At 30.8% G+C, this 15,081-nt stretch carries 15 protein-coding genes; 10 read left to right on the top strand and 5 right to left on the bottom strand.

Annotated elements, in window-relative coordinates; translation table 11 throughout:
* The 5 genes from ACH2BP_RS04515 to ACH2BP_RS04495 form a co-directional block, all read left to right on the top strand.
* A partial coding sequence (locus ACH2BP_RS04515; RefSeq protein ID WP_395057447.1) for a helicase-related protein occupies positions 1-473 on the top strand: 473 nt, incomplete at its 5' end.
* A gap of 157 nt (positions 474-630) precedes the next feature.
* A complete protein-coding gene (locus tag ACH2BP_RS04510; RefSeq protein WP_395057445.1) occupies positions 631-2,559 on the top strand; it encodes a BatA domain-containing protein in 1,929 nt (642 codons plus the stop codon).
* A complete protein-coding gene (locus tag ACH2BP_RS04505; protein WP_395057443.1) occupies positions 2,556-3,809 on the top strand; it encodes a dihydroorotase family protein in 1,254 nt (417 codons plus the stop codon). Before ACH2BP_RS04510 ends, ACH2BP_RS04505 begins: the two co-directional genes overlap by 4 nt.
* A gap of 3 nt (positions 3,810-3,812) precedes the next feature.
* On the top strand, positions 3,813-4,133 hold the full coding sequence (locus ACH2BP_RS04500) for a DUF4870 domain-containing protein (protein ID WP_395057441.1): 321 nt from the start codon (positions 3,813-3,815) through the stop codon (positions 4,131-4,133).
* A 3-nt stretch (positions 4,134-4,136) separates the two neighbouring features.
* A complete protein-coding gene (locus ACH2BP_RS04495; protein ID WP_395057439.1) occupies positions 4,137-4,778 on the top strand; it encodes an alpha/beta hydrolase in 642 nt (213 codons plus the stop codon).
* A gap of 31 nt (positions 4,779-4,809) precedes the next feature.
* On the opposite strand, the gene ACH2BP_RS04490 is transcribed toward ACH2BP_RS04495, so the two are convergent.
* Both ACH2BP_RS04490 and ACH2BP_RS04485 read right to left on the bottom strand, forming a co-directional pair.
* Positions 4,810-5,277 (bottom strand): hypothetical protein, encoded by a 468-nt coding sequence (locus ACH2BP_RS04490; RefSeq protein ID WP_395057437.1) that lies wholly within the window; start codon positions 5,275-5,277, stop codon positions 4,810-4,812.
* 3 nt (positions 5,278-5,280) lie between these two features.
* Positions 5,281-6,045 (bottom strand): MBL fold metallo-hydrolase, encoded by a 765-nt coding sequence (locus ACH2BP_RS04485; protein WP_395057435.1) that lies wholly within the window; start codon positions 6,043-6,045, stop codon positions 5,281-5,283.
* A gap of 84 nt (positions 6,046-6,129) precedes the next feature.
* Between ACH2BP_RS04485 and ACH2BP_RS04480 the strand changes: the two genes are divergently transcribed.
* The 3 genes from ACH2BP_RS04480 to ACH2BP_RS04470 all read left to right on the top strand — a co-directional run bounded on the left by ACH2BP_RS04480 (position 6,130) and on the right by ACH2BP_RS04470 (position 10,058).
* Positions 6,130-7,596, top strand: coding sequence for a TonB-dependent receptor (locus tag ACH2BP_RS04480; protein WP_395057433.1), 1,467 nt, complete (start codon positions 6,130-6,132; stop codon positions 7,594-7,596).
* Positions 7,597-7,700: 104 nt separating this feature from the next.
* Positions 7,701-8,852 (top strand): helix-turn-helix domain-containing protein, encoded by a 1,152-nt coding sequence (locus ACH2BP_RS04475; protein WP_395057431.1) that lies wholly within the window; start codon positions 7,701-7,703, stop codon positions 8,850-8,852.
* A 150-nt stretch (positions 8,853-9,002) separates the two neighbouring features.
* The gene (locus ACH2BP_RS04470) at positions 9,003-10,058 is read left to right on the top strand and encodes an alpha/beta hydrolase family protein (protein ID WP_395057429.1); all 1,056 of its coding nucleotides are present in this window, start codon (positions 9,003-9,005) and stop codon (positions 10,056-10,058) included.
* Positions 10,059-10,127: 69 nt separating this feature from the next.
* Here the strand turns inward: ACH2BP_RS04470 and bcp are convergent, their stop codons facing one another.
* The gene (gene bcp / locus ACH2BP_RS04465) at positions 10,128-10,580 is read right to left on the bottom strand and encodes a thioredoxin-dependent thiol peroxidase (RefSeq protein ID WP_395057427.1); all 453 of its coding nucleotides are present in this window, start codon (positions 10,578-10,580) and stop codon (positions 10,128-10,130) included.
* An 84-nt stretch (positions 10,581-10,664) separates the two neighbouring features.
* Here bcp and nth point away from each other — a divergent pair, with 84 nt between their 5' ends.
* Positions 10,665-11,324 (top strand): endonuclease III domain-containing protein, encoded by a 660-nt coding sequence (nth, locus tag ACH2BP_RS04460; protein WP_395057425.1) that lies wholly within the window; start codon positions 10,665-10,667, stop codon positions 11,322-11,324.
* Between the two features lie 17 nt (positions 11,325-11,341).
* Here nth and ACH2BP_RS04455 read toward each other — a convergent pair whose 3' ends face one another.
* The gene (locus tag ACH2BP_RS04455) at positions 11,342-11,485 is read right to left on the bottom strand and encodes a hypothetical protein (RefSeq protein WP_395057423.1); all 144 of its coding nucleotides are present in this window, start codon (positions 11,483-11,485) and stop codon (positions 11,342-11,344) included.
* A gap of 48 nt (positions 11,486-11,533) precedes the next feature.
* Positions 11,534-12,118: an RNA polymerase sigma factor gene (locus ACH2BP_RS04450; protein WP_395057421.1), complete on the bottom strand. Its 585-nt coding sequence runs from the start codon at positions 12,116-12,118 to the stop codon at positions 11,534-11,536.
* Between the two features lie 269 nt (positions 12,119-12,387).
* Here ACH2BP_RS04450 and uvrA point away from each other — a divergent pair.
* The coding region (gene uvrA / locus ACH2BP_RS04445) for an excinuclease ABC subunit UvrA (RefSeq protein ID WP_395057419.1) at positions 12,388-15,081 on the top strand (2,694 nt) is incomplete at its 3' end.

Below are 15,081 nucleotides of genomic sequence, written 5' to 3'. Positions count from 1 at the left end.
AAGGTGAATTGCGTGGTTTGATTACTACCGATATTATGGCTCGTGGTCTGGATATTTCGAATATTACTCACGTTATAAATTTTGAAGCGCCTGAACTTCCAGAGCAATATATCCACAGGATTGGTCGTACTGGTCGTGCCGATGCATCGGGAATTGCAATAAGTTTTATTGCGCCTCGTGAAGAAGAAATAAAATTTGGTGCCGAAGTTTTGATGGGCAAAGAAATAACCATTCTAGATTTACCTGAAGAAGTAGAAATCTCTAAACTGCTTATTGGTCCTGAAAAAGAGAAAGAAGTAGTGAAATTTTTACTTAAAAAAGTAAAATTAGAAGGTGGTGCTTCTCATCACGAAAAATCGGAAAAAAACAAAAAAGTAAATTTAGGTGGACCATCTAAAACGAAGAAAAAAACAGGAACTTCTGTTAATAGAAATATTTTAAAAACTAGAGCGGCAAAGAAGAAGAAAAAATAGTTGGCAATTGATAATTGATAATTGACAATTGATAATTATCTTTGAAAAAATCATTACAAAAAACAAAAAATCAAAATGATTTAATGTTGTATTAGCAAGTATTAAATGCTTGGTTTTTGTCGTAATTCGTAATTTTTAATTCGTAATTAATTCTTAAATGCAATTCAAATATCCAGAAATTCTCTATTTCCTTTTCTTATTGGTTATTCCAATTCTGGTGCATTTATTTCAATTAAGACGTTTTAAAAAAGAGTATTTTACCAATGTGAAATTTCTTAAAGAGCTTTCAATTCAAACTCGAAAAAGTTCAAAAGTCAAGAAATGGTTATTGCTATCAACACGATTATTGTTACTTGCTTTTCTTATTTTTGCTTTTGCACAACCTTTTTTTAAAGCAAAAGACAGCGAAAACACCAACAACGAATTGTTTATCGTTTTAGATAATTCTTACAGCATGCAAGCCAAAGGTCAGAAAGGCGAATTACTAAAACGTGCTGTACAAGATCTATTAGAATTTGCACCTCAAAACAGTAATTTTTCGGTAATTACCAATGATGAAAATTATTGGAATACCAATATAAATGCAATCGAAAAAGATTTACAAAATCTAAATTATAGTCCTATCCCGTTTTCGTTAGAAACAGCTTTAACAAAAATTAAATCTCGAAAAACCTTTGTAAATAAAGATATTGTTGTGATTACCGATGGAATTGGATTGAACAAAAACCATCTAAAAACCAGTGACAAAAAAGACCAAACATATTTCATCATTCCAGAAGCTGAACAACTGAAAAACATAGCAATAGATAGTGTTTATTTAGGAGAAACTTTAGACGATTTTTATGAAATTTCCGTTCAATTTTCTTCAAACTTTGAGGAGAAAAAAGCGATTCCAGTTTCTGTTTATAACCAAAAAGATTTAATTGCTAAAACAATTTTAAACTTAAAGAAAAACAAAGAAATCATCAATTTTACGATTCCAAAGAAAGATTTTAATGGATATGTAAACATCAATGATAATAGTTTGGCTTTCGATAATACTTTATATTTTTCTATTTCCGAACCAAAAACAACTAATGTTCTAAGTATTGGTGTAACGGAAAAAAGCGATTTTTTATCTCGAATTTATACAAAACCTGAGTTTAATTATTCAAATTCATTAATTGCTACTTTAGATTATAGTAAACTACAAAAGCAAGACGCCATTATCTTGAACGAATTAGATAATATTCCTGTGGCTTTACAGACTAATTTGAAATCATTTGTTGCTAAAGGTGGAAATGTTATTTTGATTCCGTCAGAAAAAAATGAAATCTCTAATTTGAATTCATTTCTAAATAATTTTGGTGGAATTCAGTTTTCAAATCTTCAAAATCAAGAAAAGAAAATTACTAAAATAAATTTTTCAAATCCTTTATTTTCAAATGTTTTTGAGAAGAAAATTACTAATTTTCAATATCCGAATACATTGCAATCATTTGTACTAAAAAGTAATGCATCACAGGCTATAACTTACGATGATCAAAGTGTTTTTTTAACATCCATACAAAAGCAAATTGGTTCTGTGTTTGTTTTTTCGGCACCTATAAATAAATCAAATAGTAATTTTCAGAATTCGCCACTCATTGTGCCCACTTTTTATAAAATGGCAATGAATACTGATAAAAACGGAGTGAAATATGAAACTATTGGCAACACAAATCCGTTTTTAATTACAGCTAATACAAATAATAACGAGATTGTTTCTATAAGAAATCCTTCAGAAGAATTTATCCCATCACAACAAATTATGTCAGATAAGATTAAAATTTCATGTGCTGATAATCCAACGTTAGCAGGAAATTTTGATCTCATTCAAAGCAAAAAAAACATTGGAAATATTAGTTTTAATTTTGACAGAAAAGAAAGTAATTTGACACTTCCAAGTGACGAAACCTTGTCCGATTTGAATGTTGTTTCTAATATTGAATCCTTTTTTGATACCATTCAAATAAACAGAACCGATAGCCAAGTTTGGAAATGGTTTCTTATTTTTGCACTATTATTTTTATTCCTTGAACTATTTATACAAAAATTTGTAAAATGAATTTGATACTCAAAGCAGCACGAATTATCGATACTCAGAATCCATTACACAATCAAGTTGTGGATATAAAAATTAATAACGGAATTATCCAAAAAATAGCTTCAAATATTGAAAATACTGAAGGTTTTGAAAATATCAAACTAGATAATTTACACGTTTCTAAAGGTTGGTTTGACTCGAGTGTTTCTCTTGGCGAACCTGGTTTTGAAGACAGAGAAACCATAGCGAATGGTTTACAAGTAGCCGCAAAATCTGGATTTACAGCTATTGCTTTGCAACCCAACTCCTTCCCTATTTTAGACAATCAATCACAGATAAATTTTGTAAAACAAAAAGCCAACGATTTTGCTACCGAGCTTTTTCCGATTGGTGCGTTAACTCAAAAAAGTGAAGGAAATGATTTAGCTGAACTCTTTGATATGAAAAATGCAGGAGCAGTAGCTTTTGGTGATTATAACAAAAGTTTAGACAATGCCAATTTGCTTAAAATAAGCTTACAATATACTCAAGATTTCGACGGATTAGTTATCGCTTTTTCGCAAGACAATACAATAAAAGGCAAAGGAATGGTTCATGAAGGTATCGTTTCGACAATGTTAGGACTCAAAGGAATTCCGTCACTTGCAGAAGAATTAATCATTGCAAGAAATCTTTTTATACTAGAATATACTGGTGGAAAATTGCATATTCCAACTATTTCTACTCAAAAATCAATTCAATTAATAAAAGAAGCTAAAGCCAAAGGATTACAAGTAACTTGTAGCGTTGCGGTGTATAATTTGATTCTAACGGATAAAAAAATTGAAGGTTTTGATACACGTTATAAAGTTTTGCCACCACTTCGAACTGAAGAAGATAGAATAGCATTAATCGCAGGAATTATAGACAATACAATCGATTGTATCACATCAGATCACAATCCGATTGATATTGAAAATAAAAAGATGGAATTTGATAAAGCAAAATACGGAAGTATCGGTTTAGAAAGCGCTTTTGGTGCTTTGCAAACCATCTTACCAACTGAGATTATCATCGAAAAATTAAGCACTGGTAGAACAATATTTGGTCAAGAAAACACATCAATATCCGAAGGAGAAAAAGCCAATATTACCTTATTTAATCCTGAAGGAGAATCTATATTTACAGAAGAAAATATACTATCAAAATCTAAAAATTCGGCTTTTCTTGGAACAAAGTCAAAAGGAAAAGTGTACGGAATTTACAATCAAGAAAAACTAGTTTTAGCATAAAAAATGGAAGAACAAAAAGACGGGAAAACAGCAGCGATATTGAGTTATATTATTTTAATTGGTCCATTAATTGCCTTATCGATAAATTCGGAAAATAAAAATAATTTTGCCTCATTTCATATCAGACAAGGATTGGGAATCACGATACTTTTTGTAGGCTTGGGATTGATTATTTCAAATTTTAAAAACGACATGGTTTTGATTTCGATGTGGATTTTTGTATCAGTTTTAAGTATGTACGGCATGCTTACAGCAGCAAAAGGAGAAATGAAACCTATTCCACTTTTAGGGAATTATTTTCAGAAATGGTTTAAAAATATATAAATAATGACTTTACATCACCTCGTTAGAGAACCCAAAATAAAATTAGACAAAAATCCATTATTACTATTACTTCACGGTTATGGTAGCAACGAAGAAGACTTATTTTCGTTTGCATCGGAGTTACCCGATCATTATTATGTGATTTCGGCTCGTGCGCCTTATGATTTGCAATACGGAAGTTATGCTTGGTATGCTATTAATTTTGATGCTGATGAGAAGAAATTTTCAGATTTAAATCAAGCTCGAAGTTCAAGAGATTTAATCGCTAATTTTATTGATGAATTGGTTGCTAATTATCCTATTGATGCTAATAATGTGACCTTAATAGGTTTTAGTCAAGGTTGTATTTTAAGTTATGCTGTTGCTTTATCTTATCCAGAAAAAATACAACGTATGGTTGGTATGAGTGGCTATTTTAATACTGAAATTGCGAAGGATGGTTTTGAAAGTAATGATTTTTCTAATCTGAAAATATTTGCTTCTCATGGTTCTGTCGATCAAGTCGTTCCTGTCGATTGGGCTAGAAAAGCAAAACCTTTATTGGATAATTTAGGAATTGAAAACGTGTACAAAGAATATCCTATTGGGCATGGAATTTCTCCTCAAAACTTTTATGATTTCAAAAATTGGTTAGAAATAAATTAAAAAAAGGACTTCAAATTGAAGTCCTTTTTTTTTATTGTTGTGGATACATAACCGTTTCGGCAGTTTCGAAAGTAACGGAACCGTCTTTTTCTAGAAAGTATTTCAAAATAACTTCTCCCCAATTAGAATCGCCAGTAAAATCGGCAATAATCCAACGGTGGTTTAGGAAACGTACTTTATTAATCACCATATTATCATAAGGAATCAACTTATTTCCCTTAGGATTAGAGTTCATATCCATTAATTTTTCTTTAACTTGTGGCATTAGTTTCTGAACGTCATAACCTTCTAAATAATCTTGTGCTTTCTCATCGTAAGCCAAAGAGAAATAATCTCCTTCTTCTTTTTCGGCAACAATTTTAGAAATACTATCTGTCATTTTTACTTTAAATTTCTCCGCTCGATTCTCATCAAAATTGAACTTTTTTGTAGAATACATGTATTGAAATATATTCAATAATACCGAAAATATTAATCCGTATAAAACCAGTTTTTTCATTTTTTAAATATTAATTATTAAATTATCATAAGCCAAAAACACATTTTTAGGCAATTTTTTTTGTACTTCTTTATGAAAACCAAAAGTATAACTAATGTGTGTTAAATATGTTTTTTTTGGTTGCACAATATTAATAAAATCTAGAGCTTCCTGCAAATTAAAATGTGTATTGTGATGTTCTTCTCGCAAAGCATTTATTACCAAAACCTCAAGGTTTCTAAGTTTATTTATTTCTGCTGTTTCAATAGTTTTTACATCGGTCAAATAAGCAAAATTATCAAAACGATAACCAAAAACTTGCAAATCGCCATGCATCGCATTTATAGGAATAATCTTTTTTGAATCGATTTCAATAGGAATATTATTTTCAACTTCTATTGGAAAAACACCTGGCGAACCTGGATATTTATTTTCGGTTTCAAAAATATAATCAAAACGTTTTTTTAGATTATTTAATACTCGTTCATGTCCATAAATTGGAATATTCCCTTGCTTGAAGAAAAAAGGTCGAATATCATCTAAACCTGTTGTGTGATCGGAATGTTCGTGGGTAAATAAAATGGCATCAATTTTAGGGCAACCCGATGTAAGCATTTGTTGTCTAAAATCTGGTCCACAATCTATTACAAAAGAATTATTGTCCCATTCTACCCATATTGAAACTCGCAAACGCTTGTCTTTTTGGTCTAGACTAAGACATACAGGATGGTCGCTACCAATAACAGGAATGCCTTGTGAAGTACCAGTACCTAAAAAATAGACTTTCAATTAAAATATTTTTCACAAAAATAAAGAATATTTTTATGTAAAGCTGTCTAATTTATTAACTTTGTAAAGTATTTTACCCCAAGTATGAGAAATTCAGAAACAGAAATTACGCTAAAAGGAGACAAAGTTATTGAACAAATACCTTCAACAACTGATAAAGCTTTGCGTATCAACCTTAACGATAATATTTACGGAACCTTTGCCGAGATTGGTGCTGGCCAAGAAACGGTACGCCATTTTTTTAGAGCTGGTGGTTCTTCTGGAACAATTGCAAAAGCAATGTCTGCCTACGACAAAGATTTTAGTGATGCCATATATGGTATCGAAGATGATGGCCGTTACGTTACCGAAAGTCGTCTAAAAAAGATGCTATCTCACGAAAGTGAACTGATGGAACAAAGACTAAAACGCGACAAGCATCCTACAAAAATGTTTTTTAGTTATGCCAATACCGTTGCTACAATAGATTTTGCAAAACAGTTTAAAGGTCATGGTTGGGTAGGAATTAGGTATCAAATTGAACCCGATGAAGCCTATAACGAAATATTACTTCACATCAGATTTAAAGAAACCGATGCAAAACTGCAACAAGAAACTTTAGGAAAACTAGGCGTAAACTTAATATATGGTGCATTTTATAAATACAATGACCCAAAAAGATTGTTGCGCTATTTGTATGACCACATAGACAAAGACCAACTAGAAATAGATACTATCAATTTTTCAGGGCCAAGATTTGCCGATGTTGATAACCGATTAATGAGTTTACAATTGGTAAAAAATGGCATGACCGATGCCGTAATGTTCGATCCAACAGGAAAAAATATTTTGCCAGCTGCAGTTTTATACAAAAAAAATATTTTGGCATTGCGCGGAAGTTTCCGTCCTGTGACAAAAGTAAATATGGACATGTACGAGAAATCACTACAAATGTTTATAGATGGCAATAAAGTAAAAAAAGAAAATACTTTGGTAATTTTCGAAATCACACTTTCTAATCTTCGTTCAGATGGAGAAATAGACGAAAGGGATTTTATGGATAGAGCCGAATTACTTTGTTCGTTAGGACAAACGGTTATGATTTCTAATTTTCAAGAATACTTCAAAGTAGTCGAGTATTTTTCTTCATATACAAAAGCAAGAATGGGACTGGCATTAGGTGTAAACAACCTAATTGATGTTTTTGATGAGAAATATTACCGCCATTTGAGTGGTGGAATTCTAGAAGCTTTTGGTAAATTATTTTACCGAGATCTGAAAGTTTTCCTATATCCTATGGAAGATGAAGTTGGAAATGTAATTAACTCACAAAACCTAAAAGTACATCCTCGTATGAAAGAATTGTACAAATTCTTTGCTTACAATGGAAAAGTAACCGATATCACTGATTTTGAAAGAGAAAACCTTAAAATTTTCTCTCGCGAAGTTTTCAAAATGATTAGCCAAGGCACACCCGGTTGGGAAAAAATGTTACCTGAAGGAATTGCTGATCTTATTAAGAAAGACCATCTTTTTGGTTATGATAACAATAAGGTTTTAATCGAAGTTTAAGAGAATATAACCATATGAATGAATCCTGAATTGTGAAGAACAGTTCAGGATTTTTTAATAATAGGTGTATATTTGAAAGTAAAATATTAAACAAAAACAACTAAATGGATAAATCTAATTTTTTAAATACTATCACTTTAATTTCCGTTTTTGTAATGTTGCTTCTCTCATTTTTTTTGCTAACAGTAAATACAAAAAACAAACTTTCAAATAGACTTTTTGCTAGCTTTCTTATGCTTACAGCATTTGATTTGAGTAGTTTTTTTACCGACAACTATTTTGAAACGAATTTAAATTTTGAAGTTTTTAGAATGACGGCTAGTTTGCTAATCATGCCCATTTTTTATTTGTACGTAAAAGCAGTTTGCCATTCAGATTTTCGATTAAAACAAAAACATTTAGCCCTAATAATTCCATTTGCAATTGCAAATTTAGTGTTTCTTCCAAGATTATATTTAGCAACCACCATTGACAGTATTTATATTTTTGAGCATTTTAAACAAATGTTAGAAATACGCTTTTTCTATATTCTGGCAGAGCTACAATATGCTTTTTATATTATTTTAGTTTTTATAATTTTAAAGAAATACAAAGAAATTTACTTAGAGAATTATACCAATGCAAATAACTCATCCTACAAATGGTTGTTTCAAATGACTGTATTTTTTCTAATTGCTCATTGTATCGTTTTCTTTAAATCGGTGATAAGATATACTGATTACAATGTATTTCTTAACTCGTCGAATGTAATTATTGGAACGATTGCGTTAATTATAAGTTGTTGGTTTGTATTAAAAGCTTTGAACAATCCTGAACTTTTTAAAAGTATCGATTCAAATATGTTATTGGTAAATGAAACGCTAAACACAACCGTTTCATCAGAAAAAGAATCATTCGAGACTCCAAAATCGGCAGAAATCATTTCACAAATCGAATTGGTAAAAAAATATGTTTTAGAAAACGAACCTTATCTTGAACCATCATTAACGATACAAGAATTATCTAGACAAGTTAATATTCCTGTTCGAGATTTATCAGTTTTGATTAATCATCACATGAATCAACATTTTTTTGATTTCATAAATGAATATCGAATACAAAAAGCCATGCAAATTTTAAAAGATTCGTCAAAAAGCAAACTTACTATTTTAGAAATTCTTTATGAAGTGGGTTTTAATTCGAAATCATCTTTTAATACTGCTTTCAAAAAATACACCAATCAAACTCCTACAGAATTCAGAAACTCTTCATTATAAAGGCTTTGCAAAAAGACGAACGTTACTAAAATAAAGTCGGACCCATTTACTTACTGCAAATTGGTTCGACTTTTTTCATTCGGTCGCCAACGTTAAACTTATGATGCAATTTTGCTTCAAATTAATATTAACAATTAAAAATTTGAAACTATGAAAATTACATCTTTATTTATTTTATTTCTAATGCCTTTTTTATGTTTAGCACAATTAAAAGAAAATGATTCTGACCTAAAAAATCAAATTTCTGAAGAAAAATACGTTTTAATAAATGGCATTGAGCAATGGATTACCATAAAAGGAAATAGTTCAAAACCTATTATATTATTTATTCACGGAGGGCCTGGAAGTCCAATAAGTCCTTACGTTGATGTTTTATACAAAGATTTAGAAAAGAATTTTATTATTGTTCAGTGGGATCAGCGAGGAACTGGAAGAACTTATGGGAAAAATGCTCCACCTGAAGAACTTTCACCTGAATATTTGAAAGCAAATCCTTTAACAATCGAACAAATGACTAACGATGGAATTGAAGTCTCAAAATATCTTTTGAAACATTTAGGAAAACAAAAAATCATACTTACTGGCACATCTTGGGGTTCAGCACTTGGAGTAAAAATAGTGACAAAGCAACCAGATCTTTTTTATGCTTATGTTGGACATTCACAAATTGTTATTTCTACTATTGATGAAGAATTTTATACTAAAATTTATAAAATGGCAGAAGACAAAAATGACAAAGAAACTTTAGAAATATTAAATTCTATAGGCAAACCTCCTTATAATAGAGCAAAAAATGTAGGTTTGTTATTTAGAGTTTTAAAAAAATATGAAAGAGCAAATTCTACACCTGCTCCAGAAAATTGGTTTCAACTTTCCCCTACTTATGATAATGATATTGACAATAAAAATAGAGCCGATGGAGACGATTATTCGTTTGTAAATTACGTTGGAGATGACAAATTAGGCGTTCAATCGATGAGTGCAACCATTAACTTAATGAGAGACAATTTAGATTTTAAAATTCCAGTATATTTAATACAAGGCAATGAAGATATCATGACACCAAAAGAGAATTCAAAAAAATATTTTGATAAAATTCAATCACCTAAAAAAGAATATTATTTGTTGCCAAAAGCAGCTCACGGCTTTAATTTATCTGTTGTAGAAACACAATATAAAATATTTAAAAGTATAAAAACTTTGTAATAGAAAACAAGTAAGCACTACTGAATCATTTGAGTTAGTAGTGCTTATTTGTTATACATTGTTAATATATTAACCCAGTATCTGATTGGCGTGTTCTTTAGTTTTCACAGCAGTAATAACTTCATCAATTATGCCTTTTTCATCAATAATAAAAGTCGTTCTGTGTATTCCGTCATATTCTTTTCCCATAAACTTTTTTGGTCCCCAAACACCAAATGCTTCAATAACTGACTTGTCTTCGTCTGCTAAAAGCGGAAAAGGAAAATCAAATTTTTCTTTAAATTTTAGTTGCGCTTTAGCACTATCTGCACTTACACCTAGAATTACATAATTATTGGCAGTAAAACGAGCGTAATTGTTACTTAAATCACAAGCTTCAGCAGTACAACCTGGTGTATTTGCTTTTGGATAAAAAAACACTACTAATTTTTTTCCTGCATAATCTGATAATTTATGTGAATTCCCTTCTTGATCTAAAGCTGAAAAATCAGGTGCTTTATCCCCTTTTTTTAGTGTTGTCATTTGTTTAAGTTTCTCTTTTTTTATTGATATTGATTTTTGTCATTGAAATTGAAATTGTATTTTTACATTTCAAATTTAACTAAAATGACCAAAAAAGAAAGTGTAACTTTTGTTATAAATACGTTAAAAGAATTATATCCTACAATTCCAATTCCGCTCGACCACAAAGACCCTTATACTTTGCTAGTTGCAGTTTTGCTTTCGGCACAATGTACAGATGTTCGTGTGAACCAAATTACACCAATCCTTTTTGCAAAAGCAGATAATCCGTATGACATGATAAAACTTTCGGTCGAAGAAATAAAAGAAATTATTCGTCCGTGTGGTCTTTCACCAATGAAATCGAAAGGGATTTTCGGATTATCACAAATGATTATCGAGCAACATAATGGTCAAGTTCCTCAAAGTTTTGAAGCTCTAGAAGCCATGCCGGCCGTGGGACATAAAACAGCGAGTGTAGTTATGAGTCAAGCTTTTGACGTACCTGCTTTTCCTGTTGATACGCATATTCACCGATTAATGTATCGTTGGAATTTGACTAATGGCAAAAATGTAACCCAAACTGAAAAAGATGCCAAACGCATTTTTCCTGAAGAAATCTGGAACGATTTACACCTACAAATTATCTGGTACGGACGAGAATATTCACCTGCACGTGGTTGGGATTTAGACAAAGATATTATTACAAAAACTATAGGAAGACAATCGGTTTTGAAAGATTATTACAAAAAAAACGCTCAATAATTTGAGCGTTTTTTTTGTTAATTCAAGATTGTTTCGAAAGTTCCCTCACCAATTTTGTCTATTCTTAATGCTTTAGAATAGTTCAATATAAAATTGACTGTTTCTTTTTTTGGTAACATTTTAGGGGTTGCATTTTTCTTTTTAAAGTAAATTTTTGCCATACTATTATTTAATTTTATAGTATAACGCAAACTAAAAAAAAAAATTGCTTAATTCGTTAAAACAATTTGATTTTTATCAATTATCCTTCTCAAATTTATTAATGCATAACGCATTCTTCCCAATGCTGTATTGATACTTACTCCTGTTGATTCAGATATTTCTTTGAAACTTAAATCTTGATAAATTCTCATTTCGACCACTTCTCTTTGGTCATCTGGCAATTCTTTAAGTAATTTAATTAAGTCTTTTTCAACTTGGTCGGTAATAATTTTATTTTCAATATTTGGGGAATTATCACTCATAATCGAAAAGATAGAAAACTCTTCCGTTTCTCTATACATGGGCATCTTTTTGGTTTTTCGAAAATGATCAATAATCAAATTATGAGCAATTCGCATAACCCAAGGCAAAAATTTTCCTTCTTCGTTATAGGAATTACTTTTAAGTGTTTTAATAACTTTTATAAATGTATCTTGAAATATATCATCAGAAATATCTCTGTCTAATACTTTTGAATATATAAAACCAAAAATTTTAGATTCGTGCCTTTTTACTAATGTAGATAATGCCGATTCATCACCATCGATGTAACGCCTTACCAATAAAGCATCTGGGAGTTGATTTGTAGCCATAACAATACTTTTAGATTTTGGGTTTATCTTAAGAGATTATCTCTTTTAAAAAAGTATTTCTTTGTTATAAGCTTCTGTTTTAGTGTTAGTAGACATCAAATTTAGTATAATTAATTTTATATTAACAACATTAGTTTAAAAAATTAACATTTTGTTTCAAATAATGTTTAAAAAGTTTAGTTGTCAACCATACTAAAACAAAAAGAGAGTACGCACAAATTATAATAAAAAAGCAGAATTGATTATCTTTGTGAAAATTGACTTTTCAAATGATTCATCAAGATATTTCAAAACTAAATCCAAAGGAAAATATAATTATAAAAGGTGCTCAAATTCATAATTTGAAAAACCTTGACGTTGCTATTCCTCGTAACAAATTAGTAGTAATTACTGGACTTTCAGGTTCTGGAAAATCTTCTCTGGCTTTCGATACTTTGTATGCCGAAGGACAACGTCGTTATGTAGAAAGTTTATCTAGTTATGCCCGACAATTTCTTGGTCGTTTAGACAAACCAAAAGTCGAATATATAAAAGGAATTGCGCCTGCTATTGCTATCGAACAAAAAGTAAACACAACCAATGCTCGTTCTACAGTAGGAACTTCGACCGAAATTTATGATTATCTAAAATTACTATATGCCAGAATTGGTAAAACTATTTCACCAATTTCTGGTCTTGAGGTTAAAAAAAATACGGTTACCGATGTTATAAATGATGTAAAAACCTTCGAAATTGATTCTAAATGGTTGCTCCTCGCTCCTATTCACCTAGAAGAAGGACGAAAATTAGAAGACAAACTAAAAGTGCTTTTGCAACAAGGTTTTGCTCGTATTTTGGTTAAAAATGAGATGATTCGTTTAGATGAAATCGACCAACACACATTAGACCACAAAGACATATTACTTATTATTGATAGAATTGTTCTTAAAGATGATGAGGATTTTTTCAACCGACTAGCAGATTCTGTACAAACCGCTTTTTATGAAGGCAAAGGGATTTGTTATCTACAAGAAGTAAATTCTGATAAAAAATACAGTTATAGTGCAAATTTCGAGTTAGATGGATTGTCTTTTTTAGAACCAAACGTTCATTTGTTTAGTTTTAATAATCCTTACGGAGCTTGTCCTGTTTGCGATGGTTACGGAAATATTATTGGTATCGATGAAGAATTGGTTATCCCAAACACCGCTTTGTCTATATACGAAAATGCCATTTATCCTTGGCGTGGCGAAAGTATGGGTTGGTTTCGTGACGAGTTAGTAAATAATAGTCATAAGTTCGATTTTCCTGTTCATAAGCCTTATTTTGAATTATCAGATACGCAAAAAGATTTGGTTTGGACTGGTAATAAATATTTTCAGGGTTTGAATGGTTTCTTCAAAGAGCTGGAAGAAAAAAATTATAAAATTCAAAATCGAGTGATGCTTTCTCGTTATCGAGGAAAAACAAAATGTCATGCTTGTAAAGGAAAAAGACTTAGACAAGAAGTGTATAATATAAAAGTAGGCGGAAAAACATTACCCGATTTAGTCGATTTATCTATAAAAAATACTGTTTTATTTTTCAAAGATTTAAAACTGTCTGATTATGATGCTAAAGTTGCAAAACGATTGCTCATAGAAATTAATAACCGATTATCTTTCCTACAAGAAGTTGGGTTAGATTATTTGACTTTAAACAGAAATTCAGCTACATTATCTGGTGGCGAATCTCAACGAATAAATCTTGCCACATCATTAGGAAGTAGTTTGGTGGGATCTATGTATATTCTCGATGAACCTAGTATTGGTTTGCATCCAAAAGATACCGAAAAATTAATTCAAGTGCTTATTTCTCTTCGTGATTTGGGAAATACTGTAATTGTTGTCGAACACGATGAGGATATTATGAAAGCCGCCGATATGATTATAGATATTGGTCCTGAAGCTGGAACTTTTGGTGGTGAATTAGTCGCTCAAGGAACTTTTGATGAAATATTGAAATCATCATCATTAACAGCGCAATATTTAAATGGAGATTTAGAAATTTCTGTACCCAAAACCAGACGAAAATCTTCCACATATATCGAAATATTAGGAGCTCGTGAGAATAACTTGCAAAATGTAGATGTTAAGTTTCCGTTAGAAATGCTTACTGTAATTACAGGTGTTTCAGGTTCAGGAAAAAGTACTTTGGTTAAGAAAATACTTTTTCCAGCGATGCAAAAAAAGATTGATGGTGTGGGTGAAAAAGCAGGGCAATTTACCGAAATGCGTGGTTTTTATCACAAAATTCACCATATCGAATATGTAGATCAGAACCCAATAGGGAGAAGTTCGCGTTCTAATCCAGTAACTTACATCAAAGCTTACGATGATATTCGAGAGTTGTATGCCAAAGAAAAACTCTCTAAAAATCGTGGTTATCAAGCCAAACATTTCTCGTTTAATGTTGACGGTGGTCGTTGCGAAACTTGCAAAGGAGAAGGTTCTATAAATGTTGAAATGGTTTTCATGGCAGATGTTTCCTTGCCTTGCGAAACTTGTAATGGGAAACGTTTCAAAAAAGAAGTGCTCGAAGTACAATTTGAAGGAAAAAATATCGATAATATTTTAACGATGACTATTGACGAAGCTTTAACCTTTTTTATTGATACGAAACAAACTAAAATTTCTCAAAAACTGCAACCTTTACAAGATGTTGGTTTGGGTTATGTACAATTGGGACAATCATCATCGACACTTTCTGGTGGTGAAGCACAAAGAATAAAACTCGCTACTTTTTTAGTAAAAGGCGCAACTAAAGAAAAAGCTTTGTTTGTTTTTGATGAACCAACAACAGGATTACATTTTCATGATATTCAAAAATTACTCAAATCGTTTAATGCGTTAATCGAAAAAGGACATTCTATTATTGTTATCGAACACAATCTAGATATGATAAAATGTGAAGATTGGGTTATCGACCTTGGTCCTGAAGGGGGC

The sequence above is a fragment of the Flavobacterium sp. genome, assembly GCF_043756175.1.
GTDB lineage: Bacteria > Bacteroidota > Bacteroidia > Flavobacteriales > Flavobacteriaceae > Flavobacterium.
This window is presented reverse-complemented; position numbering and strand designations above follow the sequence as displayed.